The sequence below is a fragment of the Paucibacter sp. JuS9 genome (genome assembly GCF_044043925.2).
Lineage (GTDB): Bacteria > Pseudomonadota > Gammaproteobacteria > Burkholderiales > Burkholderiaceae_C > JAUASW01.
In genome coordinates, this window is the sequence record NZ_CP194172.1 from 1,360,803 (window position 1) to 1,382,105 (window position 21,303).

Sequence of the window (21,303 nt, forward strand, 5' to 3'; positions counted from 1 at the left end):
CCGTGCAGGCTCAGAACGAGTACTTGCCGCGCACGAAGTAGCGTGCCCCGTTGATGCCGAAGGGCACGGTCTCCCAGCCATAGGTGAAGCCCAGCGCATTGAGCGGGAAGCCGGCCGCATCGCTCCATTTGTCCGGATGCACATTGAAGATGTTCTGGCCACCGAAGCTCAGGTCCAGCTGCTTGTTCAGCTTCCAGTTCACCGACAGGTCGGTCAGCCACTTGGCGCCCCAGGTCTGCTTGACACCGGTGAAGCCCTGGCCGCTGACCTCGCCGTAGTAGCTGTTGTTGAGGTTGACGCGCCAGTCGCCGCTCTTCCAGCTGCCGCCGAACGCGCCACGGTGGCGCGGCAGCGCCTCCTGCAAGAGCGTGCGCTGGGTCTGGTCGAACAGCACCTCGCTGGACAGCACGGTGCTCTGCGAATGGATGGCCGTGATCGTGGTTTTGTTGTAGCTGTAGGAGGCGTCGAGCGTCAGGGTGTCGCCACCCGACAGCTTCATCGTGTACTGGCCCACCAGATCGGCGCCCGTGGTCTTTGTGTCGATCGCATTGGTGAACAGCGTGGCCGCCCCGAGGTTCAGGTTGCGCAGGATCACGCGCACCGGGCAGACCTTGGCGTCGGTGCAGCTGCCTGAATTGGCCTCGGGCCCGATCTCGCTGGAGAAGACGATGCGGTCCTTGACTCGGATGCTGTAGAAGTCCGCCGTCAAGGACACACCCGGCGCCGGCTGCAGCGTCAGGCCCAGCGTGGCGCTCTTGGAGCGCTCCTCGCGCAGCGGCTGGATGCCGAAGGCCGCAGCCAGCGGGCTGCCCTGGCGGGCCGTGACGGTGTCGGTCAGCTGGCCCGAGGCGCCGAGCGTCGTCGAGACCTGGCTGAAATACTGCTGCTGGATGCCTGGCGCGCGGAAGCCCGTGTTGACCGAGCCGCGCAGCGACAGCGCGTCGCTCGCCTTGAAGCGCATCGACAGCTTGCCGGTCGTGTTCTTGCCGAAGTCCGAGTAGTCCTCGACACGCAGCGCGCCGCTGAGCAGCAGGCTGTCGGTGACCGAGGATTCGGCGTCGAGATAGGCGCCCAGGCTGCGGCGGCTCTTGTCCACCGCCGTGCCGGGCGTGAAACCGGGGAAGCCCTGGATGCCGGCGGCAGCGGCGCCGCCCGTCTGGTTGGCGATGAAGATGGCGCCGTTGTTGGTGCGGCCATAGGCATAGGAGACCGGATCGCCGGCCTGGATCTCGAAACCGTCCGAGCGCCATTCGGCGCCGGTGGCGACATAGAGCGGCTCCTTGCCGATGCCCCAGTCCAGTTGGCCCTTCAGGTCGAAGTTGGCGGTCGTCTGCTTGAACTTCAGGGTGCCGTCCTTGGCCGAGGTGGGCGTTTCGGCATAGATGCCGCCGCCCGGCTTGGGCTCGTAGTACCAGGAGACGTTGGCGGTATTGGCGGAAGCGAACTCGAACTGGTTGTGGCCGCGGTTGATGCTGGCGTCATAGCTCCAGGTCTTGCCCAAGGGTCCGCGCAGGCCCATGGCCATCGACCAGTCATCGCTGGTGGTCAGCAAGGTGGGCAGGAAGCCATTGGGATAGAGCGCCGGAATGGTGCGGCCGTCGCCGCCGGGGCGGAAGAAGCCGGAGGAGTTGCCCTCGCGGCCCGAGTAACCGCCGAAGAAGTAGAGCTCGCCTTCGCCCAGCGGCACTTCGCCGTTGGCCCACAGCAGCTTGCTCTTGGTGGCCGCGTCACCGATGCGCTGGGTCACCTTCGGCGGTGAAACGCGCAGCGAATCGAGGCCGGCGCGGTTGGTCTCGCCGCGGTCCACGTATTCGGCGCTGAGGTTCAGGAAGCCGTCGCCCAGCGCCATGCCGGCATTGGCACCGAGCTTCCAGGTGTCGCCGTCGCCCACGCTGGTCTGGCTGTATTCGCCGGTGAGCGTGCCGCCGCTGGCCTTGCGCTTCAGGATGATGTTGATGACGCCCGAGATCGCGTCAGAGCCGTATTGGGCCGAGGCGCCGTCGCGCAGCACTTCGATGCGTTCGATGGCCGACACCGGAATCGTGTTGATGTCGGTGCCGGCGGAGCCGCGGCCTATGCTTTGCTGCACATTGACCAGCGCCTGCTGATGGCGGCGCTTGCCGTTCACCAGCACCAGCACCTGGTCGGGGCCCATGCCGCGCAGCGAAGCCGGCCAGATCAGGTCGGTGCCGTCCGACACAAAGCTCTGCGGGAAGTTGAACGATGGGGCCAGCTCCTGCAGCAGCCGGCCCAGTTCCACCGCGCCACTGGCGGCGATGGTGGCGGCGTCGATCACGTCGACCGGCGAGGCGCTGTCGGCCACGCTGCGAACCGAGGCGCGGCTGCCCGTCACGGTGACGAGCTCCAGGCTCTTGGCCTTGTCCTCGGCCGGCTTGGCGTCTTGTGCCAGCGCCGAGCCGGCAGCCAGCGCGGCGGCCAGGGCCAGCAGCTGCGGCTTGAATCGCCGATGGATTCCGATAGTGGATGTGGATGCACGCATGGTCTTGTCCCTCTTGGTTGTTGGCCCTTGTCGGGCGCGCACCGCTGATGTTGATGGTCTGCTCTCGTGGAGCTGCCGCAGTGCGCGTGGCGAGCGTATCGGGCGCATATCGCACCGCCAGAGGGTTGCTACCAGGGTGTTGCGTGCACCGGACGGGTGCCTTGCATCAAGCGGTTCGGCCGTCCAGCAGCTTGCGGAGGGCGGCCAGCAGCGGCCGGCCCCTGTGTTTCAGTTGTTGCCTGTGGCGCCGCTTGGCCCCAAGATGCAATCGCCCGGTGTTGGCCGGGGAAGGGGCCGTCATGAGCACCGAACTGCAAAGCCGTTTGCTGGAATTGCGCAAGCAATTGCAAGACATCGTCGACGCCCGTTATGCCAAGGGCTTGAGCGAAGCTGAGCTGGACGAGCAGGCCGTGCAGGCAAGAGACTGCGACTACCTGCTCACCGCCTGCAAGCTGGCCCGCAGCGAGCGCGAGCAGGCGGCGCTGGAGCTCCCCTGGCTGTCAGCCGAACGGCAGGCTGATCCGCGCGAGTCGCTGCGGCGCATCCGCGAGATCTGCCAGCAAAGCCCCGACGCCTACAGCGCCGTCCAGGCCGTGCTGGTCACGCATCCGAACGTGCCTCGGACCAACCTGGCACCAGCGATCAAGATGTTCCGCACCGACTTGAGCCAGCTCTCGATGGAAGACCTGAACGGCCTGATCACCGCGGCCTGGAATGGCGGGCAGCAGGGCTTTGATGCGGTGTTGCGAACCCGCAAGAGCGCGCCACGCACGGCCACGCCTTCTCTCTGGTCCAGGCACGACGAGTAGCAGGGCGCCTAGGCGTTGCTGGCATCGCCGAGTTGGGTCAGCGTGGCGCTGCACAGTTCCACAGTGGCAATGCAGGCCAGGCCTTCGCGCTCGACCTCGGCCATCAGCGCGAGCCATGAGGACAGCCCTTCGAGGATGACCTTGGTTCGCGTGGTCGAGACCCAGCCGGCCTCGGTCAACTGGCCGAGATAGATCCAGGTCTGGCGGCGCGAGAGGCCCGAGAGCTGGCCCACAAAGGCCTGCGCTACAGGCAGCGGCAAGCGGCTCAAGCTCGGCCGCTGTGCGTGTGGTTGTGCGAGTGGTGGCGCGAGTGCGGTGGCCAGGGTGGCCAGCACGCTGACCAGGCGCTGGAAGCCGTTGCCGGCCAGGCGCATTGTGATCTGGTCCTGCAGCCGGGTCTCGGTGGCCGCGTGCAGGAGCGCGGTGTCGCCGCGGTCGTGGGAGTCGGGCGACGCACTCAATTGCGACCGTGGCACGCTGATCGTCACCACGTCTACCAGCGCGTTGACCTCATAGCGCGCCGCCAGCTTGCCCAGCGGTGAATTCCAGCCAATCACGTCGCCCAGCCACAGCGCGGCCACAGCCACGCTGGAATTGCCGGCCACCTTGGCCATCAGGCAGGCCGCGCCGCTGCTGATGGCCACCCAGTCGCCGAGCTCGCTGCCGGCTTCGATGATGGTCTGGCCCCGCCGGTACGTCTTGACCCTGGCGTCTGTCATCCAGGCCTGGGTGGGCTCGGGCGGCACGTCGGGCCCACTGTTGGAACTGCTGCGTTTCATCCAGGAAATCTCTGTGGCGGTGGGCCACGCTTTTGCTGCCGTGCTTTTAGGTGATCCGGCGCAAACGTGGTCGACCGAACAAGGGGTGGCCAGGGGCCGCAATGCGGCTTGACCGGTGCTGCTGTCTCTGGGTCTGCCCGCCTTCGTGCGTCACCAGATGGAGAGGCTGCGCGTCAGCACGCGCTGCAGCCAGGTGCGCGAAGAGGCTTCCGAGACGTCGCCCTGGCCGACGTTTTCGAGGCTCGCATTGACCACGTCCTTGGAGTTGACGATGTTGCCGGGGCGGATATCGCGCGGGTCCAGCGTGCCCGAGAAGCGCAGGGTGTTGCGCCCGCCGTTCAGGCCGGTGCTGCGCTCGCCGGCCACCACAAGGTGACCGTTGGGCAGGACATTGATCACGGTGACGGCGAGCTGCGTGGCAAAGCTGCTGGAGGTCTCCGTGTTGCCAGATCCCTTGAACGAATCGCTGCCGGAGGCGCTGGCGTCGGCATTCAGGATGGTCTCGAGAACGCCGCCGCTCTTGCGCCCGGAGCCCGGGCCTTTCACGGCCAGCTTGTTGTCGCGGCTGGTGTCGCTGCTGGAGCGCTGGCTGGCTTGCAGGCTTTCGGCGATGTCCACCTTCAAGGTATCGCCGATCGATTGCGGCCGCCGCTCGCTGGAGAACAGCGAATTGGCTGGCATGTGGGCCTGGTAGATCGCGCCGTTGTTGGGCCGCTCGAGGTACAGCGGCGCCTTGACCGGCGCGGCCAGCATCGGGCCTTGCACCAGCGGCTGCGTGGAGCAGGCGCCGAGCATCAGCACGGGAAGCAGGGCCAGTGAGGGTTGCAGTGAGGGTAGGGTTGAGTGGCAGGGCCAGGTCTTGCTCATTCTTGTGTTCTCCCTAGCGGCTTCAACTGGTGAAGCCGGTGATGACGGCCTTGACCACCGGCGCGAGCTTGCGCCGCGTGGTCGACCATTTGCTGGTGCCGTAGTCGCTGTCCACCGCATAGGCGCTGCTGGCCATCAGGCTGCCGTTGGCGTGATGCAGGCTCAGCGCGGCTGAACTCAGGTAGGCGCGGTAGCCACTGCTCAGCGGCGGCGTGCCCCATTCGATGGTGACGGCGTAGCGCAGCCAGTACCGGCATTCCTGCTGGCCCGAACCCGATTCATAGACGCGGCTCGCCACACCTTGCTCGCGCAGCTCGAGCTGCAATGCCGGCACCAGGTCTTCCAGCGGCGTCATGCGGTTGTATTCGATGCACAGACTGGACATCACCGGCTCGCCGTGGTGCACGGTGTTGACGGCCTTGCCTGGTGCATAGGCCATGGCCGTGGTGCCAGCGGTGTCGGCTGCCTTGATCAGGCCCCAGGCTTGCAGCGGTGCCATTGCGCCGCAGCCGGAAAGCAGGGCGAGGGCGCCGAGTGTGCCGAGTGCAAGAAGCGCGCGGGCCTTCATGCGATCACGTTGATCAGCGCACGGCCGGCCAGCGCCGTGAGTGCTGCATAGCCGGCGGCCGATTCCACAACCTCGCCAGCACGACCCGCGGCATCGGTCACCGCGTGCGCAGCGGCATCGGCCACCTCGCTGACGCCGCTGCGCACGGCGTCAATGCCCTTGATCAAGCTGTCGGCACCGGCGCTGACGAGCTCGATGGCGCCTTCGCCGACGGTATCGATCGATTCGGCTGCGGTGCTGACGATGTTGGCACCGAGCTCACCCACGTCCAGCACCAGCTCCTTCACATCGCCGGCGATCTCTACTGCCGAGTCTTCCAGTGCGCGCAGGCTTTGCGGGCTGAAGGAGGCGTGGACGCCTGCGGCCGCCACGACGTTCGTGGCGCTGTCGGCGTCGGCGCTATCGGCCTTGCGGGTTCGACCATCATCGGCCCGCAGCACATTGGCCTGGGTCTGGCGCCGGCCGACGTTGTCGGTGGCACCGCCGGTGGCGCTGTAGATGCTTGGCAAGCTGCTCATTCGCGGCTCCGCAGCGCTCAGGGTGTGCCGATGGGCGCTGTGGCTGGCCTGCCGGGCGTTCCGGGCGTTGGGGCGGCCGAAGCCTGGGCGCTCTTCAGCAGCTCGCTGAAATTGCCGGCAGGCGACTTGGCAGCGGCCGCAGGCGCGGGCTTGGCCGCCGTGGGCTCGACCTTGTTGAGCGGCAGGTTGACGTGCATGGCGGAACTCCTTCTGTGTCGGTACAGAAATTGTTGCCAGCCGGCCTGTTCGAAAAGGGCCGAGTACAGACTGCGAAGCTCTGGACTTCGCTTGCTGAGTGATGGATGTCACTCAAGGCGTGGGGGCGGCAAGCACCTGCTGCCGAGGCCCTGGGCAGCAGCCATTGCAGTCGCAAGATGAACGGTTCATCGCCAAGCTGGGAGGGAGACGCCTACCGGCACGTTGCAGCCACTCGCGAAGCCACTTCGTGAGAGCGTTGCACGGCAACCCGGGCAGCCGCACGGCTCAGGCAAGGGGGCCGGCCTTGCAGGCCGACTCCCCTGCGCTGCTCGCAACTCGCGGCGGCACGCAACTCGCTCCACTCACTTCGTTCGTGCCGCTCAGACAGGGCGTGCCAAGTCAGTTGTTGAGGCACGCTGCGCGTGCTGCCCCGAGCCGCTGTGCTGCTCGGCCCCTTGCATTCACCGCGCAGCTGCCCGGGTTGCCGTGCAACGCAGCGCCGCGTGGGGGTGTTTGCTCGCAGGCCACGACCTCTCGCCGGCACAGGCTGGCCCCGCTGCCGGGCGATTTGTGCGCGGCCGAGAGCGCAGCAGCACGGGCCGGGCGTGCGCAGCACGCTTCAACAACTGACTTGGCGCGCCCTGTCTGAGCGGAGCGAGCCGAAGGTGAGCGCAGCGAGTTGCGCGCCGCCGGCCCGTGATGCGAGCACCGAGGGGAGTTGGCCGAGAGGCCAACCCGCGCACCATGAGCCCGGTGGAGGGGCCAGCCTGTGCCTACCGCCCGACCTCTGCAAACGCGAAGCGAACGGCTGCTACGTGCCGTCAAGAGACATCGCCGGAACTCGACGATGAACCATGAAAAAGGCCTTGCATTGCTGCAAGGCCTTGATTGGAGCTCGAGAGAACTCAGGCGCTGAAGCGCGAGAACACCAGGGTGGCGTTGGTGCCGCCGAAGCCGAAGCTGTTGGACATCACCGTGTTGAGCGTCTGGTCCAGGCGCTCGCGCAGGATGGGCAGGCCTTCTGCCGCCGGGTCCAGGTTCTTGATGTGGGCCGAGGCCGCAGCGAAGCCGCCTTCCAGCATCAGGAGCGAGTAGATCGCTTCCTGCACACCAGCCGCGCCAAGCGAATGGCCGGTCAGCGACTTGGTCGAGCTGATGTAGGGCACCTTGTCGCCAAACACCTTGCGCACCGCGCCCAGCTCGGCCAGGTCGCCCACCGGGGTGGAGGTGCCATGGGCATTGATGTAGTCCACCGGCGTCTTGAGCTTGCTCATGGCCTGCTGCATGCAACGCACCGCGCCTTCGCCGGACGGCGCGACCATGTCGTAGCCGTCGGACGTGGCGCCAAAGCCCACCAGCTCGGCAATGATGTTGGCGCCGCGCGCCTGCGCATGCTCGAGCGATTCGAGCACCAGCATGCCGCCGCCGCCGGCGATGACAAAGCCATCGCGCGAGGCATCAAACGCACGCGAGGCCGTGGCCGGCGTCTCGTTGTAGCTGCTGGACATGGCGCCCATGCCGTCGAACAGCAGCGAGAGCTCCCAGCTCTCCTCCTCGCCGCCGCCGGCAAACACCACGTCCTGCTCGCCCCAGGCGATCAGCTGTGCGGCGTGGCCGATGCAATGCGCGCTGGTGGCGCAGGCAGAGGTGATCGAGTAGTTCACGCCCTTGATGCCGAACGGTGTGGCCAGGCAGGCCGAGACAGTGCTGGCCATGGTGCGTGTGACCATGAAGGGGCCGACGCGCTTGATGCCTTTTTCGCGCAGCGTATCGGCGGCCCAGACCTGGTTCAGGCTCGAGGCGCCGCCAGAGCCGGCGACAAGGCCAGCGCGCGGATTCGACACCTGGTCCTGCGTGAGGCCGGCATGCTCGATGGCTTGCTGCATGGCCAGAAACGAATAGGCGGCGGCGTCGCCCATGAAGCGCAGGTTGCGCCGGTCGATCAGCTCTTCCAGCTTCAGGTTCGGCCGGCCGCTGACCTGGCTGCGCATGCCCTTCTCGGCATAGCTCGGATTGAATGCGATGCCCGAGCGGCCAGTGCGCAGGCTCTCGGTGACTTCAGCACGGTTGTTGCCGATGCTGGAGACGATGCCCATGCCCGTGACAACGACGCGACGCATCAGAAATTCTCCGTGGACGTGAACAGACCGACCTTCAGGTCGGTGGCGACGTAGATTTCGCGGCCGTCGGCGAACATGCGGCCATCGGCAATGCCCATTACCAGCTTGCGCTCGATGACGCGCTTGAGGTCCAGGCGGTAGGTGACCTTCTTGACCGAGGGCAGCACCTGGCCAGAGAACTTGACCTCGCCGGCACCCAGCGCGCGGCCGCGGCCGGGGTTGCCGCGCCAGCCCAGCCAGAAGCCCACGAGCTGCCACAGCGCGTCCAGGCCGAGGCAGCCCGGCATCACCGGATCGCCTTCGAAATGGCAGGCAAAGAACCAGAGCTCGGGCGTGATGTCCAGTTCGGCCTCGATCAGGCCCTTGCCATGCTCGCCACCGGTGGCGTCAATGTGCGTGATGCGGTCCATCATCAGCATGTTGGGCAGCGGCAGGCGGGCATTGCCGGGGCCGAACAACTCGCCGCGACCGCAGGCCAGCAATTGCTCGCGCTCGTAGGAATGGACGCCAAGTTCAAGCTGGCTGGGACGCTGGGATGGGGTGAGCGGGTTGTCTGCCGCAGACGCTTGCATTGATTTGGCTCCGTCTCTTGTCTATCTGTCAGTGCGGGGTCGGCGCCGGATGGCGTCACCGGGTTCAAAGCCGACATGCTATTCGCAGTTTCGCCGCAGACGGGCGCGAAGGCCCTGTCAGGGGTCAACTTTTTTCAAATCAATGCTTTTCAAATCAAGCAGCGCGCAGCCCCGTTTTACAGGGGCTCGCGGCTGATCGGGCAGGCATAGGCATGGCTGCCGGCGCGGCCCAGGCTGCCGCCGGGCAGCTCGATCACTTCAACGCCCGCTTCACGCAGCTGGGCATTGGTGTGCGCATTGCGATGCCAGGCCAGCACCTGGCCCGGAGAAATCGCCAGCAACTGGCCGCCGTCTTCCCAGGGGCCGCCGGGGTCGCCGCCGCTGACGACGACGCGCAGCTGCTTCAGTTCCAGCGCTTCGGCCAGCACTTGCAGCAGAGGCCGCGTTTCCTGCTGGACTTCGAGCACATCGTTGCGTTTGCCGCGCCTCAGGCTGAAGGTCTGCAAGGCGTTGAGCGCGCTGCCACCCACGACGACCAGGTCGCGGTCGCAAAAGCTCAGCAGCCGGTCCAGGTGACAGCCCACCGGCATGGCCGGCAAACGCGCCACCAGCACTCGATCAGCACCGCCTCTGCTCAGAAGGTTTCTCGCCAGCTGGCTGACGGCCTGCACCGTCGTGTGCTGACCCATGCCCAGCAGCACCAGGCCCTTGGACAAGGGCATCACATCGCCACCGGCCAGCAGGGCTGGGCCAGGGTCCTGCTCGCCTTCGCCCCACCAGCCGGTGTTGCAACCCACGAAACGGGGATGAAAGTGATAGACCACGCCCAGCAGCAGCGCTTCATCCCGGCGTTCGGGCGCTCGCAGCCGCGAGAGGGCGACGCCATCGCCTATCCACACGCTGCTGTCCCGCATCAGCACGCTCCCTGGCAGTGGTGGCAGCAGCGGCGTGCGCGGGTCGGCGCTGCGCATCTGCAGGCCTTGCGGTTCAGTGGGATCGAAGGGCAGTTCGGCACGAACCAGTCCGCCGATCAGGCGTTCGGCAAGTTCCACAGCGGGCAGGTCCTGCAGCCAGGGCCTCAATTGCTGGGTCAGCTCAATGTCTACTCGCGTGGGGTCCAGCCAGCGGTCGAGCAGCCAGTTGCGTGCGATGCGGCGCTCCAGCGTGCCAGCGAGCAGATGGTGCAGCTCCAGCACTTCGACGCCGAGCAAGCGCAGTGCGGCGCAGAAGCGGCTGTGCTCCTCAGCCGCCTGGTCGACGAGGGGCAGGGCGTCGAACAGCGCGCCGGCTTCAGCACCTGGCGATTGGCGCCGCTGCGCCATGCCGGGCCTGCACACCAGCACCTGGCGCAAACGCCCCAACTCCGAATGCACGCCAAGCGATGGGTCCATACCAGCTGCCCCGCAAATCCTTCAGCGGCAAAGACTAAGGGAAAAGGGCGATCAGCGCGCGGTCTCTGGCCGTAACAGGCGCAAGCATCGGCGTCCGGTCGCTTTTATGTGGGACGCCCGTCTGGCTGCTGGCCTTCGGGTTTCCGTCGGCTTGCGCGCGGTCGGCGCGCTGAGACACTGCTCGATCACGAACACCCGATAGCAGCAAGGAAATCTGATGGCCCGCCCCACCGAAGCCTGGCTGACGGCGCAATATGACAATCGTGCTCGTGTGCCGGAGTCGGCCGTGCTGCTGCGCCGCTGGGCCGAGGCCTCGGCGCTGGCCCGCTCTCAGACAGATTGCCGCCTCGACATCGCCTACGGCGATGAACCGGGTGAACGGCTTGACATCTTCCCGACCCACTCGCCGAACGCGCCGGTGCTGGTCTTCATCCACGGTGGCTACTGGCGAGCGCTGGACAAGTCGGACCACAGCTTCGTGGCACCGGTGTTTGCAGACGAAGGCGCACTGGTCGTTGTGCCCAATTACGCGCTGTGCCCGACGGTGAGCATGGAGCGCATCGCCTTGCAGCTCGCGCGCGCCCTGGCCTGGGTCTGGCGCCATGCGGCCGAGCATGGTGGCGACCCGAGCCGCATCGTCGTGGCCGGGCATTCAGCGGGCGGGCACCTGGCCGCGATGATGAGCTGCTGTGACTGGAAGTCCTTGGGCGTGGAACTGCCGCGCGATCTGGTGAAGGGCGCGATGTCTCTGTCGGGTTTGCATGACCTGGCGCCACTGGCCCGCACGCCCTTCCTGCAGCGCGATCTCAAGCTCGACGCGGATGCCGTGCATCGCCTCAGCCCGGTGCAGTTCCCGGCGCCCGACACGCCGCTCTATGCCCTGGTCGGCAGCGAGGAGAGCGAAGAGTACAAGCGGCAGATGCTGGCGATCCGCGACGCCTGGGGAGCGCGCGCCGTGCCGGTCTGCGAGGAATTGGAGAGCTGCCATCACTTCAACATCCTGCACGAGCTTTGTGACCCCGAGAGCCGTGTTCATCGCATGACAAGGCACCTGCTGGGCCTGCGCTGGTACAGCGGATTGGCATGACTTTCGACTGAAAACGGGCGGGCAAGAGCCGGGCAAAAGCTGGGCACAATCGGGCGCCTCAACCGGGGGAGTCCGATGACACATCCAAGCAGTTTGAAGAAGAACTGGCGCGAGCTCTTTCTAGGCTTGACGCTGATGGCCTGTGCAGGCCTGAGCCTGGGGCAAACGCAGAGCGAACCGCCCGTGGCGAGCAAGATGCCCAAGGATGTGAGCGTCCACGGCGACCGCCGCATCGACGACTACTTCTGGCTGCGTGAGCGAGACAATCCCCAGGTGATGGCCTATCTGAAGGCCGAAGCCGACTACACCGCGCAGTTCTACAAGCCGCTCGCCGGCCTGCAGGACAAGCTCTATGCCGAGCTGGTGGGCCGCATCAAGCAGGCCGACGAAGGCGTGCCGGCCCGCCAGGGCGCCTGGTGGTACAGCTCGCGCACACTGGAAGGCAAGCAGTACCCGGTCTACACCCGCCGTGCCGCCACCGGCCCGCAGCGCGCCTATGACGCCGCCGCACCGGAACAGACGCTCCTGGACCTGAACGAGCTGGCCAAGGGCCGCAAGTTCCTGGCCGTGAACCTGGTGCAGGTGAGCCCCGATGGCAAGCGCGTGGCCTACTCGCTGGACGAAACCGGTGCGCGCGACTTCGAGCTGCATGTGCGCGATATCGCGACAGGTGAAGAAGTCGCCTGGAAGGCCGCGCGCACCGATGGCGCGATCTGGGCGGCCGATTCGAAGACGCTGTTCTATGTCACCTCGAATGACGCCAAGCGTCGCAACCAGCTGTGGCGCCACCAGCTCGATGGACAGGGGCCGGACGTGCTGGTCTACGAGGAGAAGGACGAGCTCTACAACATCGGCCTGGGCCAGACGGCCGACCGCCGCTACCTGACGCTCTACACGCGCTCCAAGGACACCGTGGAAGTGCTGGCGCTGCCCGCCGACAAGCCACTCGGCGCCTGGCAGGTGCTGCTGCCGCGCCGCACCGGCATCGAATATTCGGCGGAGCATCGCGAAGGCCAGCTCTATCTGCGCATCAATGATCGCGGCCCGAATTTCCGCCTCGCTGTGTTGCCGCTGCCGAAGAGCCTGAAGCTGACGCATGCCCAGGTCGACAAGGCCAGAGAGCTGATTGCGCACCGAGAAGACGCGATGCTGGAGCGCGCCGCGATGTTCAAGAATCACCTCGCCGTGCAGCTGCGCGAGCAGGGGTCGGTCAAGCTGCGTGTGTTTGATCATGCCAATTTCAAGAAGCCGCGCGACATCGGCTTTGACCAGTCCGTGTTCACCGCCACGCTAGGCGACAACCGCGAGTACGACAGCGAAACGCTGCGCCTGAACTACCAGGCGCTGACCACGCCGGCCGCCGTCTACGACTTCGGCATGAAGGACGGCCAGCTGGCCTTGAAGAAGCAGCAGCCGGTGATCGGCTTCGACGGCTCGCGCTATGAATCCAGGCGCCTGTGGGCCACGGCCAAGGACGGCACCAAGGTGCCGATCTCGCTGGTCTATGCCAAGGCCTTGCGGGGCGTTGGCCCGCGGCCCTTGCTCCTGCGCGGCTATGGCAGCTATGGCATTGCGTCCGACCCGCGTTTCAATGCCAACGACCTCTCGCTGCTGGACCGCGGCGCGGTGGTGGCCATTGCCCACATCCGCGGCGGCGGCGATCTTGGCAAGCGCTGGTACCTGGACGGCAAGCTGGCGAAGAAGATGAACACCTTCACCGACTTCGTGTCGGTGGCCGAGACGCTGATCAAGGAAGGCTGGACCAGCCCCGACAAGCTGATCATCAACGGCGGCAGCGCCGGCGGCCTCCTGATGGGCGCGGTGGTGAACCTGCGGCCCGAGCTGTTCAAGGCCGTCGTGGCCGAGGTGCCGTTCGTCGACGTGATCAACACCATGCTCGACGAAACCATTCCGCTGACGACGGAAGAGTTCATCGAATGGGGCAACCCCAAGATCGCCGAGCAGTACGCCTGGATGCGCGCCTACAGCCCCTATGACAACCTGAAGCCGGGCGCCTATCCGGCCATCCTGACCCGCACCGGCATCAATGACAGCCAGGTGCCCTATTGGGAGCCGGCCAAGTACGTGGCCAAGCTGCGCGCCTTGAAGACCAACGGCGCCACGCCGCTGCTGTTCGACATCAACCTCACCGCCGGCCACGGTGGCGCTTCGGGCCGCTTTGATGCCTTGAAGGAGCGGGCCAAGGTCTATGCCTTCATGCTGCAGCAGTGGGGCATGGCGGGCGATTGAGCATGGCGTTGACTGAGGACGGCACGGTGAGTGGGGCGGCAGTGATCACGCTGCCCGCGCCACCCAGGTCGCGGCTACTGCTCGGAATGACTGCGGCGCTGCTGGTGAACGCCGGCTTGCTGCTTTTTCTGCAGCGCGACCGACCCGCGGTCAAGGCTGCGAGCCGCTTGATCGCGCTGCGCATCCTGCCGAGCGAGACCATCCCGGAGCGCCGGCCGCCGCCCCGGGCAGCCCCTGCCACAGCGCCCACGGCGCGAACCATTGCCGTGCCGGCGCCCGAAGTGGCGGTGACAGCGCCTGCCCTTGCAGCCCCAGTCGCAACGACAGTCGCAACGAAAGCCGCTGAGCCGGCGTCAGCGGCAACGGCAGGGCCGACCAGGCCGGAACCCTTGAAACTGGCCTTGCCCGCCGGCCGCCCCGCTTCCGGCCCGCGCAGCGAGTCGATGCTCAGCCAGATGCTCAATGACCCGCGCGCCAACAGCGAAAAGCGCTCGGTCGAATATGCGGTGGCCGACGCGGCGGGCACCCTGCCTGTCGTCGTCCAGGACGCCACCGACGGCACCGGCAACAAGCTCGTTCGCCAGGGCAGCAAATGCACCCGCGTGGTGACGCCCCGCATCGGCATGCTGAACCCGATGGACCAGAGAGCTCAGGGATTTGCCGGAATGGCGGGCAGCTGCTTCACGAAATAGGGCTCAGGCCTGCGCGCGCGCTGCCCGGCGAAACAGCAGGGCCGACAGCAGCCACAACAGACTCAGCACGACCGAGGCCACCAGGCCGGCGGTGTCGAGCTCAGCCGCAACCACCACCAAGCCCACCAGCGCCTGAAGGCTTGCCATCACCAGCAGGTTGGCTGCCATCGCTGGCGCCTGGCCGCGGCCAAGTACGCTACCCAGCAGGCCGATGGCCAGCACGCCGAAGAACATGCCATTGGCCAGGTGGCTGGGCTCGCCGACGATGCCAACGGCCAGATTGGCCCAGACGACCAGGAAGGCGCTCAACAGCGCGACGCCGGCAGCCAGGCGGTACTGCAGATCAGCAGTCTGGCGCGCCGCCAGTTCGAGGCCGGCGCCGACGCCGGCCAGCATGAGCCCGAAAACCAGGAAATCGCCGGCGCTCCAGCGCACCTCGGGCGTGAATTGCATGGCCACCAGGGGCACAAGCAGGAGGAGGGCGGCGGCGCTCCAGCCGGCGATGCGCCACGCCTGCGAACGCATGCGGGCCGGGGAAGTGCTGGAAGGATTCATCGGGAAGTCTCCGCAGAGAAATGAGTTGTGCCCAGGCTAACTCCGGGGGGCGTGAGCGTCGTGAGGACCTTGTGAGCATTTGCTGAGCCCCGGCAGTCGGCCTGCATCGCTATGATTTGGCAGCCTTCCCACCAGCCCTTTCACCGCCCTTGAGCAGCGCCGCCTCGCCCCCATCCGTGCACAGCTTCGACCACTTTGTGCTCGATGCGGGCCAGCGCAGCCTCTGCCGTGGCGGCGAGCCAGTTGCCCTCAATGCCCGCTATTTCGATGCGCTGGCGCTGCTGGTGCGGGAGCATGGACGGCTGGTCGGCAAGCAGCGCTTCTTCGATGAAGTCTGGGCCGGCAGCGTGGTGACCGATGCGGCGCTGACCCAGTGCATCAAGGAGATCCGCCGGGCCCTGGGCGACGACGCCAGTGCGCCCCGATTTGTGCGTACGGTGCCTGGCCATGGCTACATCTTCATTGCCGAGATGCAGACGGCCAAGGCGGCCGAGGCGGCGAGCGTGACAGAGGCGGCCGGTGTGCCGGCACCGCTGCTGCCGGACACCCACGCGGCAGCAGGCGGCTCGGTCTTTGCCGCCGAACTCGTCTCGGCCGTGCTTGGCGGCGCCGTGTCCGGGCTGCTGGGCGGCTTGCTGTACGGATCCGCGCTGGCCTTCTCGCCGCAGGCCCTGGGTGTGGGCAGCGTCTCGGTGCTGGGCGTCCTGCTGGCGCTTTGCATCTTTGTCGGCGTGGCCGGCGCTTTCGGTGTGGGGCTGGGTCTGGCGGCGGCGCGGCGCTGGACACGGGGCCCGGGCTGGCAATTGGCTGGCGGCGCGCTGGGCGGCTTTGTCGTCGGCGGGCTGACCAAGCTGCTCGGCTCGGACACCTTCACCTTGCTGGTGGGCCATGCGCCCGCGGGCACAACCGGTGGACTGGAAGGTGCTGTCATCGGCTTCGCGGTGGTGGCCGGCTGGCTGCTGGGCGGCGCCGGCGAGGCCGCGAACATCCGTCGGCCGGTGCTCTGCGCCGCCTTCACAACCGGCTTGGCGGGCGCGCTCCTGCCCTTGGCTGGCGGCAGCATGATGGCGCGGAGCCTGGACCGCATGGCGGCCAGCTTCGACAGCTCGCGCCTGGACCTCGGCCCGCTGGCGCGACTGTTCGGTGAGGCGCAACTCGGCCCCATCTCGCAGTCGGCGCTGGGGATGATGGAAGGGGCCTTGTTTGGCGCCTGCTTCGCCGGCGTGATCTGGGCAGGCCGGCGCCGCATGGCTCGGCCGGCACCGCAAACCGGCGCTCAGGTCGCCATGTAGCGGCCGGGCCGGTGGTTGATCGCCAGCGCGGCGTTGATGGCCGCCATGCCCAGCAGCGACAGCGCAATCTGGCGGGGCTGCACCCAGGCCAGGCCGGTCAGCAGGATCAGGCTGTCCAGCCCGGCCTGCAGGTGGCCGGCGCGCCAGCCACGGCTGTCCTGCAGCCAGAGCACCAGCACGTTGAGCCCACCGAGCGAGGCCTTGTGCCGGAACAGAATCAGCATGCCGGCGCCGATCAACAGGCCACCGGCCAGCGCGGCAAAGAGCGGGTCGAGCGCGCTGAACGAGATCCAGTGTGGCAGCCCCTCGGCGAAGCCCGACATCAGGCCAACGGCGCAGAGCGTCTTGATCGTGAAGGCCGGGCCCATGCGCCGCCAGGCCAGGCCATAGAAGGGCAGGTTGATCGCGAAGAACAGCAGGCCCAGCGGCCAGCCGCTGGCATAGTGCAGCACAAAGGCGATGCCCACGGTGCCTCCACTGAGCATGCCGGCCTGCTTGAACAGCAGCACGCCTAGCGCGGCGAACAGCGTACCGGTCAGTAGGGCTTGCAGGTCCTCGAGGTGGCTGTGCCGGAAGCTGCGGCTGATCATCTTCATTCGCCCAGCCCATGCAGGAAGAACTTGATCAGGCCCTTGGCGGCAAAGCCCACCAGTCCGAATCCCAGGCCCAGCAGCAGCACGAAGGTGCCAAAGCGCCCGGCCTTCGACTCGCGCGCCAGCTGCAGGATGATGAAGACCATGTAGAGCATGAAGGCGGCCACGCCGAAGCTGAGGCCGAACTGCGCGATCTGCTCTTCCGTGTAGCCGAACATGGAGATTTACGCCCCGCGGACGAGATCGCGATAGGCATGCCAGCTGGCATGGCCGAGCAGCGGTGCGATCACGATCAGGCCCAACATGGCGGTGGCCATGCCGACCAGCGTCATGGCCATGATCAGAAAGGCCCATAAAGCCACCGGGGCCGGATGCTCCATCACGACGCGCCAGCTGGTGAACACGGCGCCCAGCACACTGATCGATCGGTCCAGCAGCAGCGGTATTGCAACCACGCTGGAGGCGAACACCGGTGCGGCCAGCACCGCGCCCAGCGCGAGCCAGGACTCGAACAGCAGGCCGCTGTCGCTCAGCAGCACGTGGCGGACGAAATCCAGGGGCTTGTTGATCGGTGCGGGTGCCATCGCCGTGATCAGCGAAGCCGAAGTCAGCACCCAGCCGGTGCCGGCCAGGGCCAGCAAGAGGCCGAAGCGGACGAGGCGGGTGTCATGCGGCTGCCAGGCCTTGAGCACGGTGGCGAATCCGATGGGCTCGCCCCGTTCGATGCCGCGACTCAGCGCATAAAGCCCGGTCGCGAGCACAGGTGCCACCAGCAGGAAGCCGCTGAAGGCGCCGGCCAGCAGCCAGAAACGTTCACGCGCCAGCCAGAAAATCAGCATGCCGCCGAGCGCCAGCACCAGGCCGTGCAGCAGCGAAACGAGCGGGCAGCGCCACAGGTCGCGCCAGCCGCGTGCCAGCCAGCCCAGAGGGCGCAGCAAGGGAACGGGGCGGACACCGAACTGGCGTGATTCGGCCAAGGCCTTGTCACTCGATTTCAGGCTCGATTTCATGTTGGAAGCGATCTTGCCCGACGAAACTTCATCGCTTCTTGATGCCCATCAACTCAGCCGGGAATGGATACCGCGTCCAGCAGCTCGCTCTCGATTTGCAGCTGCAGCTTGTTCTGCTGCAGTGATGCGCCATCGACGAGGAAAGTGTCTTCCACCCGCTCTCCGAGCGTCGAAATCTTGGCCAGCTGCAGATTGATGCGGTGGCGGGCCAGCACGCGGGCAATGGCGTAGAGCAGGCCGGCGCGGTCGCTGGTGCTGATCGACAGCAGCCAGCGTTGTGCCTTCTCGTCCGGCCGCAAGGCGATGCGCGGCGTGAACGGGAAGCTCTTCACGCGGCGCGACAGCCGGCCACGGCGCGGCTCGGGCAGCGGCCCTTGCTCCTTCAGGATCTGCGACAGCTTGGACTCGACCAGTGGCACCAGGTCGCGTTGGTCGAGGTCCAGCTCGGGGCTGATCACCTGGAAGGTGTCGAGCGCATAGCCATTGCGCGTGGTGTGGACCTTGGCGTCCAGGATGTTGAAGCCGGCGCCATCGAAGTAGCCGCAGATGCGGGCGAACAGGTCGGGCTGGTCGGGGGCATAGACCAGCACCTGCAGGCCTTCACCAATTGGCGACGGGCGGGCCTGCACCACCGGCACGGGAGACTCGATATGCCGCCACAGCGCGCGCGCATGCCAGGCCAGGTCGCCGGCGTCATGCCGGGCGAAGTAGCTGAGCTCCAGCGTCTTCCACAGCGGCTCTTCGGTGCCGGGCAGGGCCGAGAGCAGGGCCAGGGCCTGCCGCGCCTCCTGTTTGCGGGCTTCGATGTCGGCGTCGAAGTTGGGCTTGGCGCCGCCCAGTGCGCGCAGTGCCAGCCGGTAGAGGTCTTCCAGCAGCTTGCCCTTCCAGGCATTCCAGACCTTGGGGCTGGTGCCGCGGATGTCGGCCACCGTCAGGAGATAGAGCGCCGTCAGGTGGCGGGCATCGACCATCTTCTTCGCAAAGGCCTGCACCACCTCGGGGTCCGACAGGTCCTCCTTCTGCGCCACGCGAGACAGGGTCAGGTGATGCTGGACCAGGAAGATCACCAGCTCGGTGTCGGCCTTGTCCAGCCCATGCTGGCGGCAGAAGCGCCGTGCCTCCACCGCGCCGAGGTCCGAGTGGTCGCCGCCGCGGCCCTTGGCCACGTCGTGGAACAGCGCGGCGATGTAGAGCAGGTGCGGGCGTTCGAACTGCGAGGCCAGCTGCGAGCAGAACGGGTACTCGTGCGCATGCTCGGGGATGAAGAAGCGGCGCACATTGCGCAGCACCATCAGGATGTGCTGGTCCACGGTGTAGACGTGGAACAGGTCGTGCTGCATCTGGCCGACGATGCGCCGAAACACCCAGAGGTAGCGGCCCAGCACCGAGGTCTGGTTCATCAGCCGGAAGGCGTGGGTCTGGCCTTCCTTCTGCTGCAGGATCTGCATGAAAAGCGCACGGTTGGCCGGGTCGCGCCGCCAGGCGGCATCCATCAGCTCGCGGGCGTTGTAGAGGGCGCGCAAGGTGCGGGCCGAAAAGCCCTTGATGCCCGGCGTCTGCTGGTAGATCAGAAAGGTCTCGAGAATGGCATGCGGCTCGCGCTCGTAGAGCTCGTCGTCCACCACCTCCAGCATGCCGGCGCGCTCCAGGAAGCGCGGATTGATCGGACGCAGGTGGGCCTGTTGCGAGCCGTTGATGCGCTCTTCCAGATTGAGCAGGAGCACCTGGTTCAGCTGGCTCACCGCCTTGGCGGCCCAGTAGTAGCGCCGCATCAGCATCTCGGAGGCGCGCTGGCCGCCGCTGGCCTTGTAGCCGAAGCTCTCGGCCACGGCGGTCTGCAGGTCGAACACGAGCCGGTCTTCACGGCGGCCGGCCACGGCATGCAGCCGGGCTCGGATCAGGGTGAGCAGGCCTTCGTTGCGCTGCAACTGGCGGCTCTCGAAAGGCGTGATCAGGCCCTTGGCCGCGAGCTGGGGCCAGGTCTTGCCCAGGCCAGCGGCACGAGCGATCCAGATCAAGAGCTGCAGGTCGCGCAGGCCGCCCGGGCTTTCCTTGCAGTTGGGCTCGAGCGAGTAGGGGGTCTCTTCGTATTTGGTGTGGCGCTGGGCCTTCTCAAGCGTCTTGGCGCGCAGGAAGGCCTTGGGGTCCATCGCCTCCTGCAGGGCGCGCTCGAACTGCTTGAAAAGCGTCTTCGGGCCAGCGAGCAGCCGCGCTTCCAGCATCGCCGTCTTCACGGTCACATCGCCGGCAGCTTCGGTCAGGCATTCGGTGAGCGTGCGCACCGAGGAGCCGATTTCCAGTCCGCTGTCCCAGCAGGCGGTGATGAAGGCCTCGAGGCCGTTCTTGACGGCGCCGGGCTGGTGCGCTTCAACCTCATCGGGCAGGAGCACGAGCACGTCGACATCGGAGTACGGGAACAGCTCGCCGCGCCCAAAGCCGCCGACCGCCAGCAGGCAGGCGCCTTCGGGCATCGAGGCGTCGTTCCAGAGTTGCAGCAGCTGGGCATCGACATGCCTGGCCAGCTGGCGCAGGAGCGTCTTTGCAGCCGTGACCGTGGGCCGGGCTTGCATGAAGCCCGTGATCAGCGCTTGCTTGCCGCTCTTGAACTCGCGGCGCAGTTCGGCCAGGTCCACCGCGCTCAACGCCCGGTCAGCCGGTGATGAAGGCCGGTGGCGGCGGGCTGCCGGCTGAGAGCGTCAGCACTTCGTAGCCCGTCTCGGTCACCACGATGGTGTGTTCCCACTGGGCCGACAAGGAACGGTCCTTGGTGACGATGGTCCAGCCGTCGCCCATCTCGCGGATCTCGCGGCGGCCGGCGTTGATCATCGGTTCGATGGTGAACACCATGCCAGGCACCAGCTCTTCCAGCGTGCCCGGGCGGCCGTAGTGCAGCACTTGCGGCTCTTCATGGAACACCTGGCCGATGCCATGGCCGCAGAACTCGCGCACGACGGCAAAGCCGGCGTTCTCGGCGAACGTCTGGATTGAATGGCCGATGTCGCCCAGGCGAGCGCCGGGCTTGACCTTGGCGATGCCCTTCCACATGGCTTCGTAGGTGAACTGGCACAGGCGCTTGGCAGCGATCGAGCCCTCGCCGACGATGAACATGCGGCTGGTGTCGCCATGCCAGCCATCCTTGATGACGGTGACGTCGATGTTGACGATGTCGCCGTTCTTCAGGACCTTGTCGTTCGGAATGCCGTGGCAGACCTGGTGATTGACCGAGGTGCAGATCGACTTGGGGTAGGGCGTGTAGCCCGGCGGGCAGTAGTTCAGCGGCGCGGGGATCGCCTGCTGGACGTTCACGATGTGGTCGTGCGCGAGCTTGTCTAGCTGCTCGGTCGTCACGCCTGGCTTCACATGCAGGGTCAGCATGTCCAGGACTTCGGAGGCCAGTCGGCCGGCAACGCGCATGGCGGCGATATCGGCCGCGTCTTTGATCGTGATCGTCATATGGGTGCGTATTTTAGTTCCGACATCACATCGCCCCTGGCGCTATGAG

At 66.7% G+C, this 21,303-nt stretch carries 20 protein-coding genes; 5 read left to right on the forward strand and 15 right to left on the reverse strand.

What is annotated here, in order from left to right:
• Window positions 1-10 precede the first annotated feature (10 nt).
• Window positions 11-2,500, reverse strand: coding sequence for a TonB-dependent receptor plug domain-containing protein (locus ABT392_RS06060; RefSeq protein ID WP_395386317.1), 2,490 nt, complete (start codon window positions 2,498-2,500; stop codon window positions 11-13).
• Between the two features lie 299 nt (window positions 2,501-2,799).
• On the opposite strand from ABT392_RS06060, the gene ABT392_RS06065 reads away from it, so the two are divergent.
• Window positions 2,800-3,309 carry a hypothetical protein gene (locus ABT392_RS06065; RefSeq protein ID WP_334277116.1) on the forward strand — a complete coding sequence of 170 codons (510 nt, stop codon included), beginning with the start codon at window positions 2,800-2,802 and terminating at the stop codon, window positions 3,307-3,309.
• Between the two features lie 8 nt (window positions 3,310-3,317).
• Here ABT392_RS06065 and ABT392_RS06070 read toward each other — a convergent pair whose 3' ends face one another.
• From ABT392_RS06070 to ABT392_RS06105, 8 genes are all read right to left on the reverse strand, one after another.
• Window positions 3,318-4,088, reverse strand: a complete 771-nt coding sequence (locus ABT392_RS06070) for a Crp/Fnr family transcriptional regulator (protein ID WP_334277115.1) — start codon at window positions 4,086-4,088, stop codon at window positions 3,318-3,320.
• 150 nt (window positions 4,089-4,238) lie between these two features.
• Window positions 4,239-4,955, reverse strand: coding sequence for a flagellar basal body L-ring protein FlgH (locus tag ABT392_RS06075; protein WP_395386316.1), 717 nt, complete (start codon window positions 4,953-4,955; stop codon window positions 4,239-4,241).
• Window positions 4,956-4,977: 22 nt separating this feature from the next.
• On the reverse strand, window positions 4,978-5,523 hold the full coding sequence (locus tag ABT392_RS06080; RefSeq protein WP_395386315.1) for a cell division protein FtsI: 546 nt from the start codon (window positions 5,521-5,523) through the stop codon (window positions 4,978-4,980).
• Entirely contained in the window at window positions 5,520-6,041 is a 522-nt protein-coding gene (locus ABT392_RS06085; protein ID WP_395386314.1) for a hypothetical protein, read from the reverse strand. Before ABT392_RS06085 ends, ABT392_RS06080 begins: the two co-directional genes overlap by 4 nt.
• A 17-nt stretch (window positions 6,042-6,058) precedes the next feature.
• Window positions 6,059-6,238, reverse strand: coding sequence for a hypothetical protein (locus ABT392_RS06090; RefSeq protein WP_334277111.1), 180 nt, complete (start codon window positions 6,236-6,238; stop codon window positions 6,059-6,061).
• Between the two features lie 906 nt (window positions 6,239-7,144).
• Window positions 7,145-8,359: a beta-ketoacyl-ACP synthase I gene (gene fabB, locus ABT392_RS06095; protein WP_395386313.1), complete on the reverse strand. Its 1,215-nt coding sequence runs from the start codon at window positions 8,357-8,359 to the stop codon at window positions 7,145-7,147.
• Window positions 8,359-8,931 (reverse strand): 3-hydroxyacyl-[acyl-carrier-protein] dehydratase FabA, encoded by a 573-nt coding sequence (fabA, locus tag ABT392_RS06100; RefSeq protein WP_334277109.1) that lies wholly within the window; start codon window positions 8,929-8,931, stop codon window positions 8,359-8,361. Before fabA ends, fabB begins: the two co-directional genes overlap by 1 nt.
• Before the next feature lie 176 nt (window positions 8,932-9,107).
• Window positions 9,108-10,322 (reverse strand): arginine deiminase, encoded by a 1,215-nt coding sequence (locus ABT392_RS06105; RefSeq protein WP_395386312.1) that lies wholly within the window; start codon window positions 10,320-10,322, stop codon window positions 9,108-9,110.
• A 217-nt stretch (window positions 10,323-10,539) separates the two neighbouring features.
• Here ABT392_RS06105 and ABT392_RS06110 point away from each other — a divergent pair, with 217 nt between their 5' ends.
• From ABT392_RS06110 to ABT392_RS06120, 3 genes are all read left to right on the forward strand, one after another.
• Window positions 10,540-11,409: an alpha/beta hydrolase gene (locus tag ABT392_RS06110; RefSeq protein WP_395386311.1), complete on the forward strand. Its 870-nt coding sequence runs from the start codon at window positions 10,540-10,542 to the stop codon at window positions 11,407-11,409.
• Between the two features lie 75 nt (window positions 11,410-11,484).
• Window positions 11,485-13,659, forward strand: coding sequence for a S9 family peptidase (locus ABT392_RS06115; RefSeq protein ID WP_395386310.1), 2,175 nt, complete (start codon window positions 11,485-11,487; stop codon window positions 13,657-13,659).
• A 2-nt stretch (window positions 13,660-13,661) separates the two neighbouring features.
• Window positions 13,662-14,351, forward strand: a complete 690-nt coding sequence (locus tag ABT392_RS06120; RefSeq protein ID WP_334277105.1) for a hypothetical protein — start codon at window positions 13,662-13,664, stop codon at window positions 14,349-14,351.
• A gap of 3 nt (window positions 14,352-14,354) precedes the next feature.
• Here ABT392_RS06120 and ABT392_RS06125 read toward each other — a convergent pair whose 3' ends face one another.
• Window positions 14,355-14,906, reverse strand: coding sequence for a hypothetical protein (locus ABT392_RS06125; protein ID WP_395386309.1), 552 nt, complete (start codon window positions 14,904-14,906; stop codon window positions 14,355-14,357).
• A gap of 149 nt (window positions 14,907-15,055) precedes the next feature.
• On the opposite strand from ABT392_RS06125, the gene ABT392_RS06130 reads away from it, so the two are divergent.
• Window positions 15,056-16,198 (forward strand): winged helix-turn-helix domain-containing protein, encoded by a 1,143-nt coding sequence (locus ABT392_RS06130; protein WP_395386308.1) that lies wholly within the window; start codon window positions 15,056-15,058, stop codon window positions 16,196-16,198.
• Here ABT392_RS06130 and ABT392_RS06135 read toward each other — a convergent pair.
• The 5 genes from ABT392_RS06135 to map are packed head-to-tail and all read right to left on the reverse strand — an operon-like array spanning window position 16,183 to window position 21,254.
• Complete coding sequence (locus ABT392_RS06135; protein ID WP_395386307.1) at window positions 16,183-16,794, reverse strand: YitT family protein; 612 nt, start codon at window positions 16,792-16,794, stop codon at window positions 16,183-16,185. The genes ABT392_RS06130 and ABT392_RS06135 overlap by 16 nt on opposite strands.
• Window positions 16,791-17,009, reverse strand: coding sequence for a DUF2788 domain-containing protein (locus ABT392_RS06140; protein ID WP_334277101.1), 219 nt, complete (start codon window positions 17,007-17,009; stop codon window positions 16,791-16,793). Before ABT392_RS06140 ends, ABT392_RS06135 begins: the two co-directional genes overlap by 4 nt.
• A 6-nt stretch (window positions 17,010-17,015) precedes the next feature.
• Entirely contained in the window at window positions 17,016-17,801 is a 786-nt protein-coding gene (locus ABT392_RS06145; RefSeq protein WP_334277100.1) for a DUF2189 domain-containing protein, read from the reverse strand.
• Between the two features lie 53 nt (window positions 17,802-17,854).
• Window positions 17,855-20,443 (reverse strand): [protein-PII] uridylyltransferase, encoded by a 2,589-nt coding sequence (locus ABT392_RS06150; protein WP_334277099.1) that lies wholly within the window; start codon window positions 20,441-20,443, stop codon window positions 17,855-17,857.
• A 7-nt stretch (window positions 20,444-20,450) separates the two neighbouring features.
• The gene (gene map / locus ABT392_RS06155; protein WP_334277098.1) at window positions 20,451-21,254 is read right to left on the reverse strand and encodes a type I methionyl aminopeptidase; all 804 of its coding nucleotides are present in this window, start codon (window positions 21,252-21,254) and stop codon (window positions 20,451-20,453) included.
• Window positions 21,255-21,303 lie beyond the last annotated feature (49 nt).